Source organism: Arthrobacter sp. B3I9 (assembly GCF_030816935.1).
In the GTDB taxonomy this organism is placed as follows: domain Bacteria; phylum Actinomycetota; class Actinomycetes; order Actinomycetales; family Micrococcaceae; genus Arthrobacter.
On sequence record NZ_JAUSYO010000001.1, the window covers coordinates 108,047 to 130,511 of the forward strand.

At 68.6% G+C, this 22,465-nt stretch carries 22 protein-coding genes; 6 read left to right on the forward strand and 16 right to left on the reverse strand.

Going from position 1 to position 22,465, the window contains the following annotated elements; translation table 11 throughout:
• Window position 1: 1 nt before the first annotated feature.
• The gene (gene lysS, locus QFZ65_RS00555) at window positions 2-1,534 is read right to left on the reverse strand and encodes a lysine--tRNA ligase (protein ID WP_306907397.1); all 1,533 of its coding nucleotides are present in this window, start codon (window positions 1,532-1,534) and stop codon (window positions 2-4) included.
• Between the two features lie 89 nt (window positions 1,535-1,623).
• Between lysS and QFZ65_RS00560 the strand changes: the two genes are divergently transcribed.
• From QFZ65_RS00560 to QFZ65_RS00570, 3 genes are all read left to right on the forward strand, one after another.
• Window positions 1,624-2,574 carry an alpha/beta fold hydrolase gene (locus tag QFZ65_RS00560; protein ID WP_306907399.1) on the forward strand — a complete coding sequence of 317 codons (951 nt, stop codon included), beginning with the start codon at window positions 1,624-1,626 and terminating at the stop codon, window positions 2,572-2,574.
• 47 nt (window positions 2,575-2,621) lie between these two features.
• Window positions 2,622-3,248 (forward strand): thymidine kinase, encoded by a 627-nt coding sequence (locus QFZ65_RS00565; RefSeq protein ID WP_306907401.1) that lies wholly within the window; start codon window positions 2,622-2,624, stop codon window positions 3,246-3,248.
• A gap of 70 nt (window positions 3,249-3,318) precedes the next feature.
• Window positions 3,319-4,152 carry an alpha/beta fold hydrolase gene (locus QFZ65_RS00570; RefSeq protein ID WP_306907404.1) on the forward strand — a complete coding sequence of 278 codons (834 nt, stop codon included), beginning with the start codon at window positions 3,319-3,321 and terminating at the stop codon, window positions 4,150-4,152.
• Window positions 4,153-4,163: 11 nt separating this feature from the next.
• Here the strand turns inward: QFZ65_RS00570 and QFZ65_RS00575 are convergent, their stop codons facing one another.
• The 15 genes from QFZ65_RS00575 to dacB all read right to left on the reverse strand — a co-directional run bounded on the left by QFZ65_RS00575 (window position 4,164) and on the right by dacB (window position 19,522).
• A complete protein-coding gene (locus QFZ65_RS00575; RefSeq protein ID WP_306907406.1) occupies window positions 4,164-5,663 on the reverse strand; it encodes an MDR family MFS transporter in 1,500 nt (499 codons plus the stop codon).
• A gap of 114 nt (window positions 5,664-5,777) precedes the next feature.
• Window positions 5,778-6,677 (reverse strand): pantoate--beta-alanine ligase, encoded by a 900-nt coding sequence (gene panC, locus QFZ65_RS00580; RefSeq protein ID WP_306907408.1) that lies wholly within the window; start codon window positions 6,675-6,677, stop codon window positions 5,778-5,780.
• A gap of 26 nt (window positions 6,678-6,703) precedes the next feature.
• Window positions 6,704-7,612 (reverse strand): Rossmann-like and DUF2520 domain-containing protein, encoded by a 909-nt coding sequence (locus tag QFZ65_RS00585; protein ID WP_306907409.1) that lies wholly within the window; start codon window positions 7,610-7,612, stop codon window positions 6,704-6,706.
• The gene (locus tag QFZ65_RS00590; RefSeq protein ID WP_373427547.1) at window positions 7,605-9,209 is read right to left on the reverse strand and encodes a PH domain-containing protein; all 1,605 of its coding nucleotides are present in this window, start codon (window positions 9,207-9,209) and stop codon (window positions 7,605-7,607) included. The genes QFZ65_RS00585 and QFZ65_RS00590 overlap by 8 nt, the downstream gene beginning before the upstream one ends.
• A 10-nt stretch (window positions 9,210-9,219) precedes the next feature.
• Window positions 9,220-9,732 carry a PH domain-containing protein gene (locus tag QFZ65_RS00595; RefSeq protein ID WP_306907411.1) on the reverse strand — a complete coding sequence of 171 codons (513 nt, stop codon included), beginning with the start codon at window positions 9,730-9,732 and terminating at the stop codon, window positions 9,220-9,222.
• On the reverse strand, window positions 9,713-10,237 hold the full coding sequence (locus tag QFZ65_RS00600; RefSeq protein WP_306907412.1) for a DUF3180 domain-containing protein: 525 nt from the start codon (window positions 10,235-10,237) through the stop codon (window positions 9,713-9,715). The genes QFZ65_RS00595 and QFZ65_RS00600 overlap by 20 nt, the downstream gene beginning before the upstream one ends.
• The gene (gene folK / locus QFZ65_RS00605) at window positions 10,234-10,773 is read right to left on the reverse strand and encodes a 2-amino-4-hydroxy-6-hydroxymethyldihydropteridine diphosphokinase (protein ID WP_306907413.1); all 540 of its coding nucleotides are present in this window, start codon (window positions 10,771-10,773) and stop codon (window positions 10,234-10,236) included. The genes QFZ65_RS00600 and folK overlap by 4 nt, the downstream gene beginning before the upstream one ends.
• A complete protein-coding gene (folB, locus tag QFZ65_RS00610) occupies window positions 10,770-11,129 on the reverse strand; it encodes a dihydroneopterin aldolase (protein WP_306907415.1) in 360 nt (119 codons plus the stop codon). The genes folK and folB overlap by 4 nt, the downstream gene beginning before the upstream one ends.
• A gap of 14 nt (window positions 11,130-11,143) precedes the next feature.
• Window positions 11,144-12,067 (reverse strand): dihydropteroate synthase, encoded by a 924-nt coding sequence (folP, locus tag QFZ65_RS00615; protein ID WP_306907416.1) that lies wholly within the window; start codon window positions 12,065-12,067, stop codon window positions 11,144-11,146.
• A 9-nt stretch (window positions 12,068-12,076) separates the two neighbouring features.
• Window positions 12,077-12,724 (reverse strand): GTP cyclohydrolase I FolE, encoded by a 648-nt coding sequence (gene folE / locus QFZ65_RS00620; RefSeq protein WP_306907417.1) that lies wholly within the window; start codon window positions 12,722-12,724, stop codon window positions 12,077-12,079.
• 9 nt (window positions 12,725-12,733) lie between these two features.
• Window positions 12,734-14,803: an ATP-dependent zinc metalloprotease FtsH gene (gene ftsH, locus QFZ65_RS00625; RefSeq protein ID WP_306907419.1), complete on the reverse strand. Its 2,070-nt coding sequence runs from the start codon at window positions 14,801-14,803 to the stop codon at window positions 12,734-12,736.
• A gap of 207 nt (window positions 14,804-15,010) precedes the next feature.
• Complete coding sequence (gene hpt / locus QFZ65_RS00630; protein ID WP_306907421.1) at window positions 15,011-15,562, reverse strand: hypoxanthine phosphoribosyltransferase; 552 nt, start codon at window positions 15,560-15,562, stop codon at window positions 15,011-15,013.
• A gap of 29 nt (window positions 15,563-15,591) precedes the next feature.
• On the reverse strand, window positions 15,592-16,629 hold the full coding sequence (tilS, locus tag QFZ65_RS00635; RefSeq protein WP_306912461.1) for a tRNA lysidine(34) synthetase TilS: 1,038 nt from the start codon (window positions 16,627-16,629) through the stop codon (window positions 15,592-15,594).
• A gap of 98 nt (window positions 16,630-16,727) precedes the next feature.
• Window positions 16,728-17,843: a zinc-dependent metalloprotease gene (locus QFZ65_RS00640; protein ID WP_306907424.1), complete on the reverse strand. Its 1,116-nt coding sequence runs from the start codon at window positions 17,841-17,843 to the stop codon at window positions 16,728-16,730.
• A 167-nt stretch (window positions 17,844-18,010) separates the two neighbouring features.
• Entirely contained in the window at window positions 18,011-19,522 is a 1,512-nt protein-coding gene (dacB, locus tag QFZ65_RS00645) for a D-alanyl-D-alanine carboxypeptidase/D-alanyl-D-alanine-endopeptidase (protein WP_306907425.1), read from the reverse strand.
• Between the two features lie 141 nt (window positions 19,523-19,663).
• Here dacB and QFZ65_RS00650 point away from each other — a divergent pair, with 141 nt between their 5' ends.
• From QFZ65_RS00650 to QFZ65_RS00660, 3 genes are all read left to right on the forward strand, one after another.
• Window positions 19,664-20,155 (forward strand): inorganic diphosphatase, encoded by a 492-nt coding sequence (locus QFZ65_RS00650; protein WP_306907427.1) that lies wholly within the window; start codon window positions 19,664-19,666, stop codon window positions 20,153-20,155.
• Between the two features lie 131 nt (window positions 20,156-20,286).
• Window positions 20,287-21,612, forward strand: coding sequence for a carboxylesterase family protein (locus QFZ65_RS00655; RefSeq protein WP_306907430.1), 1,326 nt, complete (start codon window positions 20,287-20,289; stop codon window positions 21,610-21,612).
• 56 nt (window positions 21,613-21,668) lie between these two features.
• Window positions 21,669-22,424, forward strand: coding sequence for a DUF429 domain-containing protein (locus QFZ65_RS00660; protein WP_306907431.1), 756 nt, complete (start codon window positions 21,669-21,671; stop codon window positions 22,422-22,424).
• The last annotated feature ends 41 nt before the right edge of the window (window positions 22,425-22,465 follow it).

Here is a 22,465-nt window from a genome sequence, read left to right on the forward strand (position 1 = left end):
GTCAGTGTCCTTCGGGCTTCAGCAGCGGGAACAGGATGGTCTCGCGGATGCCGGCGCCGGTGAACAGCATCACCAGACGGTCGATGCCGAGGCCGATTCCGCCCATCGGCGGTGCGCCATACTCCAGCGCGCGCAGGAAGTCCTCGTCCAGCTGCATGGCTTCCACGTCGCCGGCGGCGGAACGGCGCGACTGTTCGGTGAGGCGTTCGCGCTGGATGACGGGGTCGATCAGTTCGGAGAAGGCAGTGCCGCGCTCCATGCCGCCGATGATGAGGTCCCAGGCTTCGATGAGGCGGCCGTCTTCGCGGTGCGGGCGCGCCAGCGGCTGCGCGGACGGCGGGTAGTCATAGACGAAGGTGGGATTCATCAGGGTCGGCTCCACGATCTCGCCGAACAGCTCCACCACGAGCTTCTCCGGCTCCCAGTTCGCGTCCACCTTGACCTCGTGCTTGGCGGCGAGGGCCAGCAGTTCGGCGGCCGGGGTGTCGGGGGTGATTTCCTGGCCCACGGCGGCTGAAAGCCCCGGGTACACGGCAAGCCAGGCCCAGTCGCCGTCGAGGTTGATCTCGCCCGCTTCGGTCTGCAGCACCCGGCCCACTCCGGCGGCGTCGGCGGCGTCGAGGATGATTTCCTTGATGCGGTCCGCCATCACGAACTGGTCGGCCCAGGCCTCATAGCTTTCGAGCGTGGTGAATTCGGGGCTGTGGGTGGAGTCCACGCCCTCGTTGCGGAACACGCGGCCCATGTCGTACACGCGGTCGATGCCGCCGACGACGGTGCGCTTCAGGTAGAGCTCGGTGGCGATTCGCAGGGTCATCTTCTGGTCGAAGGCGTTCATGTGTGTCTCGAACGGGCGGGCGGTGGCGCCGCCGTGGACCAGCTGCAGCATCGGGGTTTCCACCTCGACGTATCCCTGGCGGTGCAGGGTTTCCCGGATGGAGCGGGTGATCGCGGCGCGCGTGTAGACCATCTCACGGGCCTCGTCGCGGACGATCAGGTCCACGTAGCGCTGGCGGACGCGGGTTTCCTCGTTGAGTTCCGCGTGCAGCACCGGCAGCGGGCGCAGCGCCTTCGACGCCATGGACCAGGAATCGGCCATGACGGAGAGCTCACCGCGGCGGGAAGAGATGACCTCGCCCTTGATGAAGACGTGGTCGCCGAGGTCCACGAGGGCCTTCCAGTCCGCGAGCGCCTCCTCGCCGATGTTGGCCAGGCTCAGCATGACCTGCAGCCGGACGGCCTTGCCGTCGGCGCCGCCTTCCTGCAGCGTGGCGAAGCAGAGTTTGCCGGTGTTCCGGATGAAGACGATCCGGCCGGTCACGCCGACGATGTCGCCGGTGGTTTCGTCCGCTTCCAGGTGGGCGTACTTTTCGCGGATTTCCGTCAGCGAATGCGTGCGCCCGACCCCCACCGGGTACGCCTCCATACCGCGTTCGATCAGCTTGGCGCGCTTCTCCATCCGGATGCGCGTCTGCTCGCTGGCGTCGTGGGACTCGGCGGCGGTGTTCGGGGCAGGGGTGTTTTGGGAAGTCACAATCCCCAAGTTTACCGGGGTTTCCTCCACCCGGGGTCCCCGTGGATTGGTACCGGCTTGAGGCGGGGGGCGCGAATAGACTCGGGGCTGTGGAGACATCGAGAATCGGGACGGACGACGGCGAAGGGCACCTTGAGCTGCACAGCTTCCGCCCGGCGAGCGCCGCGCGCGTGCCGGCTACCGCTGGTACGGCCGTCCGGGCGGCTGCCGGAACCCCGGTGAAGCCGCTGGCCGGCGTCGTTCTCGTCCACGGGACCCTGATCACCGACGGCCTCTACCGGCCTTTCGCCCGGAAGCTCTGCCAGCTGCTGGGGGTGCCGGTGCACTGCTATAACCGGCGCGGGAGGGCCGGGTCCTCCCCCCAGCCACCCAGTTACTCGGCCGCGACGGAAGTCGCTGACCTGACGGCCGTGCTCCGGGAGACCGGCTCCAGCGACGTGGTGGCACACAGCTACGGCGGTTTTGTGGCCCTTCAGACTGCCCGGATGGCGCCCATCCGGCGGATGGTCACCTACGACGCCGCCGTGTCGCTCTCCGGGAACCTGGCCAAGCGCTGGCGTCCCGAGCTGGAACGTTCGCTGGCGGCCGGTGAGCTGGACGCCACCTGGGCCCACCTCGTGCAGGGCCTGGAGACCGCCGGGCCGGTATCCAGGCTGCCGCTCGGAGCCCTCCGAATGCTGAGCATCCTCTCGGCCCGCACCGTCCTTGGGGCCGAGATGCGCGAGCTGCTGCCCACCGCGGTGGCGGAGATGCGGGCGGTGCTGGACGCCGACGCGGAACTGCAGGACTTCGCGGCGGTGACCACCCCCACCCTGATGCTCAGCGGCGGCTGGAGCCCGGCGTATTTCGCCGAAACGGGCCGGCTGCTCGCGGCCGCCGTCCCCGCAATCGAGTTCGCTGTGGTGCCCGGCCAGCTGCACGAGGGACCGCTCCGGCCCGGGAACCGGCTGGCCCTGACTGCCGCGAGGTTCCTGCTGGGCGGCAGCGGGAGCATCCCGCCGACCGCGGCAAGGCGCCGCCGGCTGAGAATGGGACGCTGAAGGACCGGACCTTAGAATCGGGGGGCGACCCTTTTGAAAGGACCCCCTTGGCCAAGCTCTACTTCCGCTACGGCGCCATGAACTCCGGCAAGTCCACGGGCCTGCTCCAAGCCGCGTTCAACTATGAGGAGCGGGGGCAGCGGGTGCTGCTCGCCAAACCCGACGTCGATACCAAGGGCGACGCCGACGTCGTCTCCCGCCTGGGCATGACCCGCTCGGTGGACTTCCTGATTCCGGCGGGCGCGTCCGTCCGGGAGCTGTTCACCGCCCAGGCGCAAGGGGACGATCCCGACGCCCTGCTGGAGCATGTCGACACCAAGCCGGTGGCCTGCCTCCTGGTGGACGAGGCGCAGTTCCTTGAAGCGGACCAGGTGGACGACCTTTTCCGCATTGCCGTCCTGGACCAGGTCCCGGTGCTTGCATACGGCATCCGCACCGATTTCCGGACCCGGGCATTCCCGGGCTCCCTCCGGCTCCTGGAGATCGCGCACACCCTCGAGGAACTCAAGACCATCTGCCGCTGCGGCCGCAAAGCCATCTTCAACACCCGCCGCATCGGCAGCCAGGTGGTGTTCGACGGGGACCAGGTCGCCATCGACGGCCAGGACGTCTGGTACGAGTCGCTGTGCGGGGCCTGCTACCTGGAGGTCTCCGGCGGACAGCTGGGCAGCTGAGCAGCCCCAGCCGGCCCCGGCGCCCGGGCGCTACTACACCGTAAGCTTCAGCCTCGGCTAGGCTCGGAGCATGACCCGCGAGAACATCAGAACCCCCGACGGCGGAACGATCGAGCTTTTCAGCACGGGTGCGGAGCTGGCTTCGGCGGGTTCCGGCGTCGTCGTCGTGCCGGCGTCCATGGTGACTGCCGCTGACTACTCGCGCTTCGCGCAAAAGCTCAGCGCCTCACTGGGCCGGCCGGTCCACACCTTCAACCGGCGCGGCCGCGGCTCCTCCTCCCCGCAGCCGGAGGACTACACCCTGGACGTGGACATCCGGGACCTGGACGCGGTCATGAAACACACCTCGAGCACCGATGTCTTCGGCCACAGCTTCGGAGGGGCCGTCGCGCTGCACGCTGCCCGAAGCCTGCCGGTGGAGCGCCTCGCCGTGTTCGACCCCGCCGTTTCCGTCAACCACAGCGTCACGGCGGACTGGACCCCGGAGTATGAGCGGGCGACGGCCGCGGGCGACGACGACCGTGCCCTGGCCGTCCTGCTCAGGGGCCTCGAGACCGGCAGCGCCCTGTCCCGGATGCCGCTGTCCATGCTGACCCTGGCCAACAAACTCTCCGCCGGCACCCCGATCGGCAAGCAGATGCGCGAGCTCATGCAAACCGGCGTCCGCGAGATTAAGGCGATCATCGCCGCAGACATGCCTGCCGAGCCGTTCCTCGAACTCCCCCTCGAGACGCTGATCATCGTGGGCGAGAGGAGCCCGGCGTACTTCGGCGTTGCGTGCGCCCAGATCCACGACGTCCTCTCCGGCTCGAGCTACACCATCCTGCCCGGCATGGGCCACGACGGCGTCAACAAGGCACCGGACAAGCTGATCACGGAACTGAGCGAGTTCTTCGCGGGCTAGTGCACCGCCGGCTAGTGGACTTGGGCCGGGTGCTCCGCTGCGGCGGTCTTGCGCATCAGGGCGGACAGTACGACGGCGGCCACGGCAATCGCCGCCGCTGTCAGGAACGCGGCGTGCATGCCTGCGACCATGCCCGAGCTGGCGGCGACCACCGCGTAGATGGACACCAGCAGAGCCGTGCCGGCAGCACCGGCGACCTGCTGTAGCGTGCTCATGATGGCCGAACCGTGCGAGTAGAGGTGCGGGGGCAGCGGGTTCAGTCCGGTGGTGAACGCAGGGGTGAAGAGCAGCGCCAGCCCCAGGCCCAGGCCCACATGCAGTGCCACGATCCAGGCCACCGGCGTACTCGCGTCCAGCAGGGCGAACTGGAACAGGGACAGCACCAGCAAAACCGATCCTGCCAGGGTCAGCGGCAGCGGTCCCACCTTGTCGAAGGCGCGGCCGATGAACGGGCCCAGCAGGCCCATGGCCAGTCCGCCGGGAAGCAGCACCAGGCCCGTCTCGAGTGACTTCAGTCCGCGGACTTCCTGCAGGTACAGCGGCAACAGGATCACGGCGCCGAACAGGGCGATCATGGCGACGACCAGCAGCAGGACCGAGACGGTGAACATGCGGAAGTTGAAGGCGCGCAGGTCCAGCAGGGGCGCCGAGGACTTCTGCAGGCGCAGCTGGCGGAAGACGAAGGCCACCATGGCTGCCGCTCCCACAACCAACGCGACCACGGCCGGCGAGCCGGGCCCGCCCTGGCCTCCGCCGATCTGGCTGAGGCCGTAGACCAGGCCACCGAAGGCCGGAACAGTCAGGACTACGGACAGGGCGTCCAGCCGGCTCTTCTCCGTTTCCCCGACGTTGGTCAGGTACCGGGCACCGATGGCGAGGGCCGCCAACGCAATCGGCAGCACGAACACGAACATGAAGCGCCAGGAAAAGTGCTCGAGGATGGCGCCGGAGACCGTGGGGCCCATTGCCGGTGCCACCGAGATGGCGATGCTGACGTTGCCCATCACGGCACCGCGGCGGGCGATCGGGACCAGGGTGAGGATCGTGGTCATCAGCAGCGGCAGCATGATGGCGGTGCCCCCGGCCTGGACAATCCGGGCGAGGAGCAGGATCTCAAAGCCCGGGGCCAGGGCCGCGAGCAGCGTTCCGCCGGCGAAGAGGCCCATGGCCAGCAGGAAGACGGCCCTGGTGGACAGCCGCTGCAGGATGAACCCCGTGGTGGGAATGACCACGGCCATGGTGAGCATGAAGCCGGTGGAGAGCCACTGTACGGTGGGCGCGTCCACGCGCAGGTCCACCATCAGCCGCTGCAGCGCCACGTTCATGATGGTCTCGTTGAGGATGACGACGAACGTAGCCACCAGCAGCGTGACAATGATGGTCACTGATTCACGGGACATCTTGTCGGCGGGCCTGCCCGCTGCGGGCGCCGCCGGGGAGGCGCCCGCGGCCGGTATCTGGGCGGCCGGGGCCGGTTCCCGGGAGGTTTTGGAGGAGACGTTTGATGGCATGGGGTTCCCTTAGGAAGATGTGATGGGTCCGGCGGGCGCTGCCGATGCTGCTGTTGCCAACCGGCGATTCCGCGAAGTAATTCCCGCGGAATAAAACTTTCTCGTTCCGGCGGCTCAGGAATCCAGCAGGACGTTGTCTATCAGGCGCACGGCGCCCACTTTTGCGGCGATTAAGGCCAGCGCCTGGCCCCGGAAAGGCGTGTACTTGCAGTTCTCCGCCAGCGGTTCGAGGGTGAGCGGATCCACGACCTCGAAGTAGTCCAGCTGCACGAGCGGCTGCGACTCCACCAGCGCCTGGGCGGATTCAAGGTCCAGCGGCTCGCGGGCGTTGGCCTGGTCCTCGATCAGCCGCAGCGCCCGGGACAGCACCAGCGCGGCGTCGCGCTCCTGCTCTGAGAGGAAGCGGTTGCGGCTGGAGAGGGCGAGCCCGTCGGCGGACCTCACGATCGGAACCGGGACGATTTCCACCGGGAAGTTCAGGTCCGCCACCATGCGCCGGACCAGGACCAGTTGCTGGGCGTCCTTCTGGCCGAAGTACGCCCGGTAGGCGGGCAGCACTCCGCCCCGGCCCGCGCCGGGCATCCCGTAGTGCAGCAGCTTGGCCACCACGGTGAGGGCGCCGTCGAAGTGTCCGGGACGGGAGGCACCCTCCCATTTCCCGGCGAGCGGCCCGGCCGTGACCCGCACCATCGGCTCCCCGTCGGGGTAGACCTCGCCGACCTCCGGAGCGAAGACGAGGTCCACGCCTTCAGCCTCGAGGAGGGCCAGATCGGCGTCCAGGGTCCGGGGGTACCTGTCCAGGTCCACCGCCTCGCCGAACTGCAGCGGGTTGACGAAGATGCTCACCACCACCACGTCGTTCTGCGCGACGGCGGTGCGCGCCAGCTGGGCATGTCCCGCGTGCAGGGCCCCCATGGTGGGGACGAGGCCCTGCGAGCTGCCCTTCTTGAGCGCCAGCAGCCGGGCGCTTTCAGTCCGGAGCTGCGCGGATGTGGTCACCAGTTGGATCGCCAAGTCGAATCCTTTAATAAGAGTGCGTGTTAAGAGTGCGGGCCGTTCGTATCCGGGCCCTCGAGGGCCCGGCCGATGCCGTTGACCTGGTCCGGTTTCAGCATGCCCCGGTTCCCGGCCCGCCGGGCCGTTGCCCGGGCCATGGCGAGGTATGCCTCCAGAATATCGCCGCGGGAACCGGTGTCCTGCTCCCGGAGGGCCTCGGCGTGGGCCGCGACGGTGCCCACGTCACCGCGCGCCACCGGACCGGTCAGGGCGGATTCGCCCGAGGCCAGCGCGTTTTCCAGCGTCGCGCGCAGGAGCGGGCCCAGCATGCGTTCCGGAGCCTCGACGCCGACTTCGCCGAGAAGCTGCGAGGCCTGCGCCACAAGGGTGACCAGATGGTTGGACCCATGCGCGAGGGCCGCGTGGTAAAGCGTGCGGTCGGCTTCGGCAATGACGACCGGTTCGGCGCCCATCTCCACGACGAGGGCCTGCGCAATGGGGAGCATGGCGGTGTCCGCGGTGACCCCGAAGCTGCAGTCCAGCAACCTCGTGAGGTCCAAGCTCATGCCGGTGAAGGTCATCGCGGGGTGGAGCGCCAGCGGCACGGCCCCGGCGGTCCGGATGGGGTGCAGGATGCCGACGCCGAAGCGGCCCGAGGTGTGTGCAACGAGCTGCCCGGGCTGCCAGGCGCCGAGTTTCGCGAGCCCCTCCACCAGCGGGCCGAGCGCGTCGTCGGGAACCGCCAACAGGACCAGTTCGGCGCGCTCGACGATGTCCTGGATCTCCAGCACCGGGACGCCGGGCAGCAGGGTCTCCGCGCGTTCCCGGCTGGCGTCGGAGACCGCGGACACGCCGATGACCGCGTGCTCCGCGCCGCGCAGCGCGGCACCCAGGACGGCGCCGACCTTGCCGGCACCAATGATTCCGACGCCGAGGCGTCCTGGCTTAGCCATGCTGGGGGCCTTCCTTCCGGACGGGTTTTTCGATGACCGGTTCTTCAATGACTGGTTCGTCGCTGGATGTGGTGTCTGCGGGATGCGGCAGGAGCGGTGCCACCTGCTCCAGCCAGTGCTCGCTGGTCTGGTTCTTGCGTGCGGCACGGGCACGGGCCGCTTGCGCGTCAAGCAGCACCTTGCCTTCCGGGAGCCCGGCCTGGATCACTTTCGGGGAGACGGGGCCGGCCGTGGTGTGCAGGACAAGGTCCACGACGCCGAACCGCCGGGACAGCGGACCCCGCTGCAGGGCCATGGACTGCGTGCGCTGGTGCGGAACCATGACGAACTGCCGCCACCACCGTCCCGACCGGATCAGCAGCGCCGTGTCGGTGGCGGTGAAGCCGTTGCGCCGCCAACCCAGCGGGGCCAGCAGCCGCGCGCGGCGCGGAGTGGTGATAAAGCCGCCGTCGTCCGCTGTCCCCGGCGCACCGCCGGCACCGGAGGCGTCGGCCAGTCCATGCAGACCGGCGATAAAGACGCGGACCGGATCCGGGGTCCCGGGGTCCGGCAGGACCAGGGAGAGCATCTTCATCACATCATCGAGAGTGCCGACCGGCATGAGGGTGGTCCGGGACGAGCTTCCGCCGTCGGCCGGTGCCGCACCGTAACCGGCGACGTTGACCTGGATCCGGTACCAGCCGAAAACCCGCCAGAGCGGAGGCTGGCTCACCTTCATGGCCTGGATCCGGCCCGGCGGCAGGGTCTGCGCCTGGGTGTCCAGCAGGCCATACCGCAGCCGGATGCCGTCCGGGGAGATGGCGGCAGTGAAGTTGTAACCCTTGCTGAACGAGCTCCAGTACGCGGCGGCCAAGCCCAGCCCGGCCGGGATCAGGTAGAGGTAGAAGCTGTGGTTCTCTGTCACGGCCGAGAGCGCCACCGATGCCGCGGCGCCGAGCACGATTGCGACGCTTTGCTCGCTCAGCAGCAGCGAACCGACCAGGCGGGGCGGAGGTACAGTCAGCACCGTGTACTCGGGAGCCTCGGCCGGGGCGGTCCCGGGGTGCGCCGGATCGGGCACCGCTCCGGCGGCGCGCGCCAGGATGGTTGCCCTGAGCTGGCGTGCCTCGTCGATCCGCAGATACGCCAGCCGCACCGCTGACTCGCCGGCGTCGGCCACCTCGAACTTCAGTTCTGCCAGGCCGAAAATCCGCGCCAGCAGCGGCTGCACGATGTCGATCGCCTGGACCCGGTCAAGCCTCGCCTGGCGCTGCTGTTTGACGAGGAAGCCAGTGTTGACCCGCACATAGCCTTCGGCGACCTGGTAGCGGGTGAAGTACCAGCCCAGGATGTAGCCCGCCACCGTCAGGAGCAGGATGGCTGCGCCACCGAGCAGCAGCCAGGGTGCCCGGCCGGCGACCCGTTCATCGATCAGGGGACCACCCTGGAGCACCCGTTCGAAGGTGTCCCGGCCGACGAAGAACCCGATGGCGGCCAGCGCCACCCAGCCGCGCACGAAGGGCGAGGCGGGGTGCACGCGCTGCCAGCCGGTTTCGGTGCCTGCCGGCGCAGGACCGGGGGCCGCCGCGGGGGCCGCGCTGGTACTGTCCGGTTTCACGGAGCTTCCGTCACAGCCCGGCCAGCCGGGCTTCACCGCGCGCGGACAGCTGCTCACGGAGCCGTGCGCCCTCCGCGGCCGGGAGGCCGGGAATCTCGGCACTGGTTCCCCCAGAGGCGGTGTGCAGTCTTACGGTGCAGAGGCCGAGCCCGCGTTCCACCGGACCGGCGCCGATGTCCACGTACTGCATGCGCCCGTAAGGGACCACGAGGAGGCGCTGGAAGAAGATCCCGCGCCGGATCAGCAAGTCATCCTCGCGTTCGGCATAGCCGATCGCCCGGACCTGCCGCGGAATGAGCAGCAGCCGCCAGAGCGCCAGAAGGCCCGCCACCGCCGGCACGGCGGCGGCGAGCCACAGCGGGTAGCCCTGCCACCAGCCGCTGAGGACCAGGACCAGCGGCATTGAGAGGGCAGCCAGCACGAGCAGGTTTCCGAGGGCCCAGCCCGCGATCCGCACCGTGATGTAGCGCGGCGATACCGGGAGCCAGATGATGCCGGGAGGGTCAATCGCCTCGGTAGGCATATTCACCCTCCGCCTTGGGCCTGCCGCGCTTCCCCTGCACTCCCTGTCCGCCGTCGGCGTCACCGTCCTCCGGCGGAATGCGGCAGAAGCGCTCCACCACCAGGCCCACCACCACCATGATCAGGCCGCCGCCGGCCATTGCCAGGGCCTGCCAGGTCAGGTCCTCGGTGCTGCGGACGTTCCAGAGCCGCAGCTGGTCCAGGAAGATCCCGGCGTGCCAGCCCAGCAGGACGCTTCCGGTGTACGCGCAGGCCTGGGCGAGGACCAGGGTCCAGGCGGCCAGGATCGGGTTGATCATCTTCTTTTTCTTGCCGTTGCGCCAGCGCAGCACGCGGATGCCCAGCATGAGGGTCAGGACCACGATCACGCCCATGGTCACGAGCCCCGTCAGCGGCAGCACCGGGGTGGAGAGACCGTAACGGGCGGTCAGCAAGGTGGCGAGATAGCCCGCGAGGGCCACGCCCACGCCGATGACGAGGAGGAGCCAGGGGTTGATCGGCTTCATGGCCGTTCCACCGTTCCGGCGGCATCATGGACGTCCTGGAAACCGTCGAAGGGGGTCAGGCCTGCGAAGTCCGGTGCCTTGAGCGCCAGCTCGCCCACGCGTTCGCCGTTCAGTTCGGCGGCGCTGTCGATCAGGGACCACGGGTACAGCACGAACGCCCGCTCGGCCGCCCGCGGGTGGGGCAGGGTCAGTTCCGGGTCGGAGCTGACCAGGTCACCGTAGGTGATGATGTCCGCGTCCAGCGTGCGGGGGCCCCAGCGGACCTCCCGCACCCGCAGGTGCTTCTGCTCGACCGCCTGGCAGTGCCGCAGCAGGTCCAGCGGCGGCAACGTGGTTTCGACCGAGATCACCATGTTGAGGAAGTCCGGCTGGCCTGGCGGACCGCCCACCGGCTTCGTCTGGAAGAGCGGCGAGATGGCCAGGAGCCGGACCTCCGGCGGGTCGACCAGATCGGCGACGGCGGCCGAGAGGGTGTCGTTACGCTCTCCAAGGTTGCTTCCAAGCGCAATCACGGCACGGGTGAACAGCTCGTTCATGTCCGCTCCCTGCGCACGCTGACCGAGACGTCGCCGAAGTCGACCGCGATGGGGGCCTTGGGCTTGTGCACGGTGATGTCCACGGCGGCGACATCGAACCGGCGCAGCACATCGTCGGCGATCCGCACGGCCAGGGCCTCGATCAGGTTCAGCGGATCCCCCGTGATCCAGCCGCGGATGCAGTCCGCCACCTCGCCGTAGTGGGCGGTGTCGAGGACGTCGTCAGTAGCGGCCGCCTTGCTGAAATCCAGGTGCAGCACCGCGTCCACCACAAACGGCTGGCCGTCGCGGCGCTCGAAATCAAACACACCGTGATGGCCGACGGCGGTGACGCCGGTCAGCGTGATCTGGTCCATGGTCGCCGGCCGGATCAGTTGTTGCCGGGCCGGGCCGGCGCCATGCGCGCCGCGACCTTGACGGCGTCGAGGCTGGGGCCGACGTCGTGCACGCGCACCGCCCAGGCGCCGCGGAAGGCGCTGATGGCAGTCACTGCCGCGGTGGCGGCATCACGTTCGGCCGGCGGTGCGGCCTTGCCGGCAACCGTCAGCAGGCTGCCGAGGAAACGTTTGCGGGAGGCGGCTACGAGCACCCGGTGACCCAAGCCGTGCAGGACCTCCAGGTTCCGCAGCAGTTCCCAGTTCTGCTCTTCATTCTTCGCGAAACCCAGGCCCGGGTCCACGATGATCTGCTCCGGGACGGCACCGGCCGCGTACAGCCTGTCGCGAACGCCGGCCAGTTCGGCTGCCACCTCTTCAGCCACATTGCCGTAGTCGGCCAGGGAGTCCATGGTGCTGGCGTCGCCGCGGCGGTGGGTCAGGATGTAAGGGGCTTTGCTGCGGGCCACGAGCTCGGCCATCTCCGGTTCCATGGTCAGCCCTGAAACGTCGTTGATGATCGCGGCGCCGGCGTCGAGCGCCGCGGCCGCGGTGGCCGTGTGCGTTGTGTCGATGCTGACCAGGGCGCCGGCCTTGACCAGGGCCGCGATGACCGGCAGCACGCGCCGGAGTTCCTCTTCGACGCTGACTTCGTCTGCGCCGGGCCGCGTGGACTCTCCCCCGACGTCGATGATGTCCGCGCCGCCGTAGAACATCCGCAAGCCGGCGGCGATGGCGGTGTCCGTTGAGGCGTGCTGCCCGCCGTCGCTGAACGAATCGGGCGTGACATTCAGGATTCCCATCACAAGCGTGCGGTCCGTCGGCAGGTCCTTGAAGGCCGCCGCCGGACGCGCTTTGCGCAGCACAGGCAGGGGCGAGGTTGCCGGGCCGGTGCCTGGGGATGCGGCTAGGGAATCCATAGTCTGTACTTACCTTCCGATGATGAGGCTCATGGCCTCGGCACGGGTAGCCGGGTCATGCAGCTGCCCGCGCACCGCGCTGGTGACGGTCTTGGCGCCGGGCTTGCGGATGCCCCGCATCGACATGCAGAGGTGTTCGCATTCGACGACGACGATCGCGCCGCGCGGCTTGAGGTGGGTGACGAGCGCTTCGACGATCTGCGTGGTCAGCCGCTCCTGCACCTGCGGGCGGCGGGCGTACATGTCCACCAGCCGGGCCAGCTTGCTCAGGCCGGTGACCCTACCGTCGTGGGACGGGATGTAGCCAACGTGGGCCACGCCGTGGAACGGCACCAGGTGGTGCTCGCAGGTCGAGTAGAACGGGATGTCCTTGACCAGGACCAGTTCCTCGTGGTCCAGCTCGAAGGTGGTGGCGAGGATTTCGGCAGGGTCGTGGTGCAGCCCCGCGAACATTTCGTTGTAGGCCTTGGCCACCCGCTTCGGGGTGTCCAGGAGGCCGCTGCGGTCAGGGTCCTCGCCGATGGCCAGCAGGATCTCCCGCACGGCCGCCTCGATCCGTGGGCGGTCCACCTTGGTGCCGGCGTGTTTGTCGGATGCCTCCGCCGCCGAAGCGGCGGAGGCGGGTTCGTCGTCGTCGTCTTTAAAGAATGAAGTCACAGAAGAAGCCTAGCCGGGACGGCCGTCCGGTCCGAGATCCATTCCCGGACCCTGGAAAGGCTCCTGCCCGCTGGGAACACCCTGGGCGTGCGGCGGCAGGGCGTCCAGCGGTTCCTCGAGCCGGGCCTCCGTGGCCTCCTCCTGGGCTTCACGCTCGGCCTTTTCGCGGCGGGACTCCACCGGGCCGGCCTCCAGGACGGGGCGGGTCTCCTTGGAGAGCCAGACCTCACGGAAGTCGCGTTTGCGGATATTGCTGAAGACCTGGGCGATTTCGGCCTGGTTCAGCGTTTCGCGTTCAAGCAGCTCCAGCGCGAGCTCATCGAGCACGTCCCGGTTTTCGGTGAGGATGGCGTAGGCCTCGTCATGCGCCCCGTCGATCAGGCGGCGGACTTCCTCGTCGACGATGTAGGCGATCTGGTCGGAGTAGTTGCGCTCGTGTCCGGCGTCGCGGCCCAGGAAGGGCTCGCCGCCGCCCTGGCCGAGGCGCACGGAGCCGACGCGTTCGCTCATGCCGAACTCGGTGACCATCTTGCGGGCGATGCCGGTGGCCTTTTCGATGTCGTTGGAGGCGCCGGTGGACGGATCGTGGAAGACGAGTTCTTCCGCCACGCGGCCGCCCATGGCGTAGGCCATCTGGTCGAGGAGTTCGTTGCGGGTTACGGAGTACTTGTCGTTCTCCGGCACCACCATCGTGTACCCGAGGGCGCGGCCGCGGGGCAGGATGGTGATCTTGGTGACCGGCGCGGAGTTGCGCAGGGCCGCTGCGACCAGGGCGTGGCCGCCCTCGTGGTAGGCGGTGACCTTGCGTTCGTGTTCCTTCATGACCCGGCTGCGCTTCTGCGGTCCGGCCATGACCCGGTCGATGGCTTCGTCCAGCGCGCGGTCGTCAATCAGGTTCGCGTTGGAGCGGGCGGTCAGCAGGGCGGCCTCGTTAAGCACGTTGGCCAGGTCGGCGCCGGTGTAACCCGGCGTCTTCTTGGCGACGGCCTTCAGGTCGACGCCGGAAGCCATCGGCTTGCCCTTCGCGTGGACCTTCAGGATCTGCTCGCGGCCGATCAGGTCGGGCGCCTCGACGCCGATCTGGCGGTCGAAGCGGCCCGGGCGGAGCAGGGCGGGGTCCAGCACGTCGGGGCGGTTGGTGGCGGCGATCAGGATGACGTTGGTCTTGACGTCGAAGCCGTCCATCTCAACCAGCAGCTGGTTGAGGGTCTGCTCGCGTTCGTCGTTGCCGCCGCCGATGCCGGCACCGCGGTGGCGGCCGACGGCGTCGATCTCGTCCACGAAGATGATGGCGGGCGCGTTGGACTTGGCCTGTTCGAACAGGTCGCGGACACGGGAGGCGCCCACGCCGACGAACATTTCGACGAAGTCCGAGCCGGAGATGGAGAAGAACGGCACGCCGGCCTCACCGGCGACGGCGCGGGCCAGCAGGGTCTTGCCGGTCCCGGGCGGACCGTAGAGGAGCACGCCCTTGGGGATTTTGGCGCCGACGGCCTGGAACTTGGCCGGCTCGGCGAGGAATTCTTTGATTTCTTCGAGCTCTTCGACTGCTTCGTCGGATCCGGCCACGTCGGTGAAGGTGACTTGGGGCATGTCCTTATTAACCAGTTTGGCCTTGGACTTGCCGAACTGCATCACCTTGGATCCGCCGCCCTGCATGCGCGAAAGCAGGAACCAGAACAGCACGCCGAGCAGCAGGACCGGGATCAGGAGGGAGAAGAGCCCGGAGAACCAGTTGTTTTCGAGCGGCTGGTCGGTGAAGCCGCTCGGTGGCTGGGCATCCGTGACCGCCTTGACGACGTCGTCGGCGCGGGCGTTGACGTAGTAGAACTGGACGTTCTTACCCTTGTCCTGGCCGTCGATCTGCAGGTTGTCCTTCAGGACCAGGTCCACACGGTTTTCCGCGTCAAAAATCTTCGCCTGTTCGATCTTGCCGCCGTCGTTCAGCAGCGCCAGACCCCTGTCCGTGTCGATCCGGGCGGAGCCGCCGGGGGCCAGGGTGGCAAAGGCCAGCAGGAGCATGCCGATAACAACGACAATCCAGATGCCGGGGCCCTTGAAGAAACTCTTAGCTTTCATCTGTTCGGGGCTTGCCCCGTCCCTCCTGGTAGTGCTGCACGGGCGACCGATCTGCGCGCGTGTGGTCCTGCGTCAGCTTCTAGCTATACACCGTCCCCGTTGCTCACGCACGATGCACACCAAAAGTTCCCTGTGGGCGTAGCGGCGCCGCCCTGCGGCCTTGGCGCGGCAGGGCCAAGCGCGCGCCTTGCGGGCGCGGGCGCCGTCCTACTCGTAGACGTGGGGCGCGAGCGTTCCGACGAAGTCGAGGTTGCGGTACTTCTCGGCGTAGTCCAGGCCGTAGCCGACCACGAATTCGTTGGGGATGTCGTAGCCGACGTACTTGACGTCGATCTTGACCTTGGCTGCCGTGGGCTTGCGGAAGGCGGTGCAGATTTCCACCGAGGCCGTGCCGCGTGATTCGAGGTTGGTCTTGAGCCAGGACAGCGTGAGGCCCGAGTCGATGATGTCCTCGACGATCAACACGTCTTTGCCCATCAGGTCGGTGTCGAGGTCCTTGAGGATGCGGACGACGCCGGAGGACTGGGTCCCGGACCCGTAGGAGGAGACGGCCATCCAGTCCATCGACACGTGGCTGTGCAGGGCGCGGGCCAGGTCAGCCATGACCATGACGGCACCCTTGAGCACGCCGACGATCAGCAGGTCGCGGCCTTCGTAGTCCTTGTCGATCTGGGCAGCGAGTTCGGTGATCCGTGACTGGATCTGCTCCTTGGAGTACAGAACGTGCTTGAGGTCTGCCTGGACGTCGGTTGAATCCACCAATAACTCCTGTGTAGATGCGGGGGCAACTATGTTTGGGGCCGTTTTTGAGGCCGGAATACAAGCTTCCCACAGCGGGCGCCCTCGCGGGGAACATCGGCAGGAGCGGACCCGCCCTCGGCCAGCAGCTCGGCGAGGGACAGGCGGTAGACGTTCACGCCGCCCGGCAGCTGCACCGGACCGGCCGATCCTTGGCGGCGCAGCAGTGCTTCCGCGGCCAGCAACCGTTGGTAACTCGGCTGCTGGCCTCCGACGGCGGCGGCCGCCTTGGCGATCACCCGGAACCTCACGGCCGGGGCCAGCCCACGCAGGGACGTCTCCGGGAGGCTGATTTCGTCTCCGGACTGCTGCCGCAGACGGCCAAAGGCGTCCTCCGCCACTGCCTCGAGGTAGTCGGCATCGAGCTGCAGGATGGCCGCGGTCCGGGCGAGTGATTCCGCGACGCCCGGTCCCAGCTTCTCCTCCAGCATCGGCAGCACCTCAACCCGGGTCCGCGATCTGGCAAAGGCGGGGTCGGCGTTGCTTGGATCGTGCCACGGTTCCAGGCCCTCGACGTCGCAGATCTCCAGGGTGTCGGCGCGCCGGAGCCCCAGAAACGGCCGGAACAGGCGCCCGCGGTCGGGCCGCATCCCCGCCAGGGACCGGGTGCCGGAGCCGCGTGCAAGTCCCAGCAGGACCTGCTCGGCCTGGTCGTCAAGGGTGTGGCCGAGGAGGATAACGCCGGCATCGAGCTCATCGGCCGCCGCTTCGAGCGCGGCGTGCCGGGCCTCCCGGGCGGCCGCTTCGGGGCCCATGCCGGTGGCCGCGACGTCGACCGTCCTGATCAGGACCGGCGCGATTCCCAGCTGGCCCAGGGTGGCCGCAGTTTTCTCGGCGATCTCTGCCGAGCCGTGCTGCAGCTGGTGGTCGACGACGACAGCGCCCACCGAGACGGGGTGCCCGTCGACATGCCCCCGGCGGGCGAAGTACGCGGCGACGGCGGCCAGGGCCAGTGAGTCCGGTCCGCCGCTGCAGGCAACCAGAACACGTTCGGGGTAGCCTGCGCCGGCCAGGGCGTCCTGCAGCATTTTCCGCGCGGTGCCGACCACCGGCACCAGGCGCCCGGGCCGGCGTCGTCCGGTTGATGCCGTTCCCGTCGGGACCGCTCCCGTTGGTGCCGCCACGTCTACTGGAGCCCCATCCGTTCGAGCCACAGCTTCGAATCGTGGATTTCCGGCTCCGTGGGCAGCTGCTCCGCGGAATCCCAGACCCTGTTGAAGCCTTCCATCCCGGCCACGGCCACGACTTCCCGGACAAACTTCGCGCCGTCGCTGTATTGGCGCATCTTCGCGTCCAGGCCGAGGAGGTTGCGGATGAACTTCTCGATCACGCCCCGGTCCTTGTCCCGGGCGTTGAAGCGTTGCCGGATCGTCTTGACGGACGGCACGATGCTGGCGTCGACGGCGTCCATCACCACGTTCGCGTGGCCCTCCAGCAGGCTCATCAGCGCAGTCAGCCGGGAGAGCGCGGCCTTTTCCTCCGGGTTCTGCAGCAGGTCCAGAATGGCCCCGCGGCTGGGGCCGGTGCCGGCTGTAGAGCGGTCCCGCAGCGACTTCGCCGCAGCGGTGGCACGCTCCATCAGGGAATCGACGTTGCCGAGCAGTTGGCCGCTGAGGTTTTCTATTTCGGCCAGCATGTGGTGGCGCAGCCAGGGCGCCGCCGCGAACTGCACCCGGTGGGTTTGCTCGTGCAGGCACACCCAGAGCCGGAAGTCCTGCGGCTCGACGTTCAGTTCACGTTCCACCGAGATGATGTTCGGTGCCACGAGCAGGAGCCGCCCGGCAGGAGGGGCGGAGGAGTTCTCGGCGAGGGCGGAGAACGGATCGTACTGGCCGAGGACCTTGCTGGAGAGGAACGCCAGGATGGCCCCGAGCTGGCTGCCGGTGATGGCGCCGCTGACGGCGATCGCTCCGGGGTTCATTGAGCCGTGCCGGCCCTCGAGCAGTTTTTCCATGGCCGGTTCGAGCATGACGGCGAAACTCTGCGTGTTGGCCTTGGCCCAGGAGGCCCGGTCCACCACGAGGACGGAGGAGTCCCGCAGATCCCGGGCCGCTTCAAGGCCGGTGATGTCGTGGACGTGCGGCACCGAAATGTCCGCCGCCAGGCGCAGGCTCTCTACCGCGGCACCGATTTCGGCCGACCCCAGCGTGGGGCCTGGGGGCGTCAGCCGTGCCGCGGTGGAAGCGGCAAGCTCCCAGTTGATCAGGGCTTGGGCAGACATCTCGCTCGCAGAGGACTCCATAAGGTCCATCACATCACAGGCGCCTGACTGTCCGCCTTAAATTCGTCGGGCGGCGAACGGACAAGGAACTACTAGACGCTTCCAAACACCGAGTGGGCAGGGAACCATCGAAAACGGCGCGGCCTGCCCACGACGGAAGCGGGGAACCGTCGAAACGGCGGGTCGGGTCAGCGGCAGCCGCACCCGGCGAGCACCGAGGCCGTCCGGTCCAGGACCGCCTTGTTCGCGGCCCCCGGAGTAAGGCCGTTGCCGATGAACGAGAACACGAGCAGCCGGCCGTCGGCGTCCACCACGTAACCGCTGAGGGCGAGGACGGTGTTCAGCGTGCCCGTCTTAGCCCGGACCAGCCCGGCTCCCCGCGCCGCCGGGCCGTCCAGGTAGCGGTCCCCGAGCGTTCCGGTGAGCCCTGCGATGGGGAATCCGGCCAGGGCGGCCCGGAGCCTGGGATCGGTTCCCGAGGTGATGCTGCGGACCACCTCGGCCAGCAGGCGGGCGGAGACCTGGTCGCCCAACGTCAGGCCGGACACATCAGCGGCACGCAGCATGGCCGTCCCGACGCCCAGGTCCTCGAGCTGCTGCAGCACGGCCGCGACAGCGCCGTCGTTGCTGGCCGGTTTGCCGCTGGCCAGGGCGGTCATCCTTCCGATGACTTCGGCAAGGTAGTTGTCCGAGGTCTGCAGCAGCAGGTCCACTTGCTGGGCGACCGTGGCCGATTGGACCTCCGCCAGTACCTTGGCGCCCGGCGCGGCACCATCGCCTGCGCCGACCACGCCGGCTGCGCCGGAACCCCGGGCGACGCCGGGTGCCACCGTGAGCCCGGCCCGTGCTCCCGCCGCCGCGAGTTGCGCCGAGAACGTCTCGGCCGCGTGCAGGGCGGCGTCCTGCGGGCGGGGGCCGGTGGTCTTGGCGGGGTCGAACCGGGCCGAGTTCAGGGCCAGCGGGAACAGCGGGGCGGTTTCACCGGCTGCGACATCCTGCAGGCTCCAGGCCGGATTGAGGGCGGGGCCGGTGAAGAGCGAGTCATCCAACAGCACCGTCACGGGTCCGGAGATGCCGTCCTGCTGCAGGGCGCGGACAGTCGACTGCGCCAGGGTCGCCAGTCCCGCGTGGCCTAGGACGGCATCCGGCGCGGATTCGCCGGCGCCGAGAAGGACATCTCCCCCGCCGGTGAGGACCACCGTTCCGGGCGCGGAACTGGCCAGGACCCTGGTGCTGAATCGCCGGTCCGGGCCAAGGGCGCGCAGTGCCGCGGCAGCCGTCAGAAGCTTCATGTTGGATGCGGGAACCATGGCCTCGTCGGCGCCGCGGTCAAACAGCAGCTTTCCAGTGGCGGCGTCCTGCACCACCCCCGCGAAGGTTCCCGCGCCGTCCGCCTTGAGGGTTTCATTCAATTGCGCCGTGAGGACACCGGTTTCCGGGACGGGAGCGGCATCGCTGAGCGGTTGGATCCCGGCGGGATTGCCAGTCCGGTGGGCCAGGGTGGAAGGAAGCTGCTGCCACGGCGGAACGGGCGGCTCCTCCTCGCCGGACCGGCTGCCGCCGGAAAGGGCGGGGGCGATGACCAGGCCTGCGGGAACGGCGAGCGCGAGCAGCAGAAGCGTCAGGAACAGCAGCGGCAGGACCCGCCGCGGCCGGCCGGCCGCCTGCTCGGTGCCTGCACCGCTGGTTTTGCGTTTCATGCTGCTGTGGGTCCTTCGGTCCTGAAATGTCCCTATAAGTTCCTGAAACCAGGGCCTCTCGCTATATCCTCAATAGTAGTCGGCGGCACCTTCAGTCCTTTCTGTGTGCCGCGCACCCCAGAATCCGTCGAGGAGCATTCCATGAAGCATGACGTGACCATCGAGATCCCCAAGGGATCTCGCGTCAAGTACGAAGTCGACCACGAAACCGGCCGCGTCCGCCTGGACCGCGTCCTGTTCACCTCCATGCAGTACCCCACCCACTACGGGTTCTTCGAGAACACGCTGGGTGAGGACGGCGACCCGCTGGACGCTCTGGTTCTCCTCCAGGACTTCGACCTGCACCCCGGCGTGATCGTTGAAGCCCGCCCCATCGGCGTGTTCAACATGACGGACGACGGCGGCGGGGATGCCAAGGTCCTCTGCGTCCCGGCCGACGCCCGCTTCGACCACATCAACGAGATCAGCGACGTCAGCGAATTCCTGATCAAGGAAATCGAGCACTTCTTCACCCGTTACAAGGACCTGGAGCCGGGCAAGTGGGTCAAGGCCGAGGGCTGGGGCGACCGCGCCGCCGCCGAGGCCGAACTCGAGGCTTCCATCAAGCGCTACGTGCCCTCAGCAGGACACTGATTCCTTTTCCTACACCCCGGGCTTACCGGGGAGGGAAGTAGTACGACGGCGGGTGCCCGGTTCGGAAGAACCGCGCACCCGCCGTCGTCGTTTGTCATTGGAGCCCCGAGAATCTGTGAAATCGTTGCCCTATGAACGCCGAGCCTGACTTCAACCCGCCCTGCGGCCCGATCCGCGGATGGCGGGACGGCGACGTGCTCCGCGCCACCGGAATCCCCTACGCCACCGCGGGGTGGTTCCAGGCACCGGCGAGCGCGCCTGACTGGACCGCGCCGTTCAGCGCCACGTCGCTGTCCCCGGCCTGCCCGCAGGCACCCGTGCCGTTCCTGGATGACGTACTGGGCACCCGTTACGGCGAGCTGCCCGGCAGCGAGGACTGCCAGTGCCTCTCCATCACCCTCCCGGTGGACCTGTCGGACAACGAACGCGTCCCCGTCATGGTGTGGCTGCACGGCGGCTCCTATACTTCCGGCTCCGGGGACCTGGCGATCTTCGATGCCAAGGCCCTGGTGGCCGAAAACCGGGTCATCGTGGTTTCCGTGACGTACCGCCTGGGCCTTTTCGGCTACCTCGCCGCGGGCACCGGCCGTCCGGCCAACCTCGGCCTCCTGGACCAGCTCGAAGCGTTCCGCTGGGTCCAGCGCAACATCGGCGCCTTCGGCGGCGATCCGGACAACGTCACGGCGTTCGGGCAGTCCGCGGGCGGTGACGCCGTCGCGCACCTGATGGCGACGCCCGAGGCCCCCGCCCTCTTCCAGCGCGCCATCATCCAGAGCGCACCCCTGGGCATCGCCAGGGGCAGGGACAAGATGAACGCCGCCATGGGCATCGCGGCGGAAAGCGTCACCGAGAACACGCCCGCCATGGACGTCGTCGCGGTCGAGGACACCGTTGCACAGGCGGCCCGCAAGTTCGGGCTGATGGCGGCCATGCCGTTCGGCACGCAGTATGGACACGCGCCGCTGCCGGCAGAAGCCGGAATCGATGCCGCCTGGGATGCCGTGGCCCCGGAAATCGAGGTCCTGATCGGGCACACGTCCGATGAAGCGCGCCTGTTCATGCCACGGAGCCGCTTTGTCGGCCGCCTGGCCACGGTCCCCGTCCTTGGCACCGCCGTCGTGAAAGCCCTCAACTGGGCCGTGACGGAAGCCGTCTATGGGAAATCCGCCCGGAGGTTTGCCCGCCGGCACGCTCGGGCCGGGGGCACGGCGTACAGCTACGTGTTGACCTGGGGTGCGCCGGGAAACTTCTACCGGGCCGCGCACACCGTGGATCTGCCGCTGCTGTTCGGCGACCAGCGAACCTGGGAAGGAGCCGGGCTGCTCGAGGGTGCCACGTGGGAGGAAATCAATGCCCGGGGCCGGGCCCTCCGTGCGGTCTGGGCGCGGTTCGCGTCCGGCGAGGGCCTGGAGGGACAGGGCGGGATCCCCGGCGCACTCAAGTACCGTGCGGTCTGAGTGGGCGGACGCTACATTGCTCGCATGCTTCTGACCCCGTTCCCGGGCGAACTCCCGTGAGGACTCTGGGCGTTGACCTGGCCGCCGCCACCAAGAAAACCGCGGTGGCCGTCCTGGAATGGACGGGCACGGCTGCGCGTTTGGAGCACCTGGCCCTGGACGTGGACGACGACGAAATCCTCCGGCTCTTCGGCAGCGCCGGCATGACAGGCGTCGACTGCCCCGTCGGCTGGCCGGACGCCTTCCTCCCCTTCCTGGCCGGGCACCTGAACTTCGATGCGCACCCCGTGCTGGACCATGACGGGATCGCGGGCCGCCGACTGCTGGCCTACCGGGACACGGACAGATTCGTCACCGCCCGTACCGGCCTGATTCCGCTTAGCGTGTCCGCCGACAGGCTGGCCCATCCGGCGATGCGCTGCGCCGTACTCCAGGCGAAGATCGCCCGGGACGTGGGACCGCAGCCCAGGGACGGCAGCGGCCGGCTGGCCGAGGTCTACCCCGCCGCTTCACTGAAGTTGTGGGGTTTGCTGGCGCGCGGCTATAAGGGCCGGGGCGCAACGGAAGCGGAGCGGCTGGCCCTGCTCCTCGACGGCCTGGCGCGGGCAGCACCCTGGCTGGATCTGGCCGGATCCGCAGACCGGCTGGCCGCCTCAGACGATTTGTTCGACGCCCTTATCGCCTCCCTCACCGCGAGGGCGGTCGCACTGGGAAGGACCCTGCGGCCCGAAGTCAGCCACGCCAAGGCCGCGCTCTCCGAGGGCTGGATCCATCTGCCTGCGGGAGGCCTGTCCGAGCTCAACGGCGTCTAGCGGCCGGCACGGCTACGCCCCGACTACGCCCCGGACTCGGA

What these genes read in the sequence shown, in the direction of transcription:
- QFZ65_RS00600 (WP_306907412.1), bottom strand. Translation starts at nt 10,237, where the DNA reads ATGAAGCCGATCAACCCCTGGCTCCTCCTCGTCATCGGCGTGGGCGTG.
- dacB (WP_306907425.1), bottom strand. Translation starts at nt 19,522, where the DNA reads ATGAAACGCAAAACCAGCGGTGCAGGCACCGAGCAGGCGGCCGGCCGG.
- QFZ65_RS00640 (WP_306907424.1), bottom strand. Translation starts at nt 17,843, where the DNA reads ATGGAGTCCTCTGCGAGCGAGATGTCTGCCCAAGCCCTGATCAACTGG.
- ftsH (WP_306907419.1), bottom strand. Translation starts at nt 14,803, where the DNA reads ATGAAAGCTAAGAGTTTCTTCAAGGGCCCCGGCATCTGGATTGTCGTT.
- folB (WP_306907415.1), bottom strand. Translation starts at nt 11,129, where the DNA reads ATGGACCAGATCACGCTGACCGGCGTCACCGCCGTCGGCCATCACGGT.
- folP (WP_306907416.1), bottom strand. Translation starts at nt 12,067, where the DNA reads ATGGATTCCCTAGCCGCATCCCCAGGCACCGGCCCGGCAACCTCGCCC.
- QFZ65_RS00650 (WP_306907427.1), top strand. Translation starts at nt 19,664, where the DNA reads ATGAAGCATGACGTGACCATCGAGATCCCCAAGGGATCTCGCGTCAAG.
- QFZ65_RS00655 (WP_306907430.1), top strand. Translation starts at nt 20,287, where the DNA reads ATGAACGCCGAGCCTGACTTCAACCCGCCCTGCGGCCCGATCCGCGGA.
- QFZ65_RS00575 (WP_306907406.1), bottom strand. Translation starts at nt 5,663, where the DNA reads ATGCCATCAAACGTCTCCTCCAAAACCTCCCGGGAACCGGCCCCGGCC.
- QFZ65_RS00595 (WP_306907411.1), bottom strand. Translation starts at nt 9,732, where the DNA reads ATGCCTACCGAGGCGATTGACCCTCCCGGCATCATCTGGCTCCCGGTA.
- QFZ65_RS00585 (WP_306907409.1), bottom strand. Translation starts at nt 7,612, where the DNA reads ATGGCTAAGCCAGGACGCCTCGGCGTCGGAATCATTGGTGCCGGCAAG.
- folK (WP_306907413.1), bottom strand. Translation starts at nt 10,773, where the DNA reads ATGAACGAGCTGTTCACCCGTGCCGTGATTGCGCTTGGAAGCAACCTT.
- QFZ65_RS00570 (WP_306907404.1), top strand. Translation starts at nt 3,319, where the DNA reads ATGACCCGCGAGAACATCAGAACCCCCGACGGCGGAACGATCGAGCTT.
- tilS (WP_306912461.1), bottom strand. Translation starts at nt 16,629, where the DNA reads ATGCTGCAGGACGCCCTGGCCGGCGCAGGCTACCCCGAACGTGTTCTG.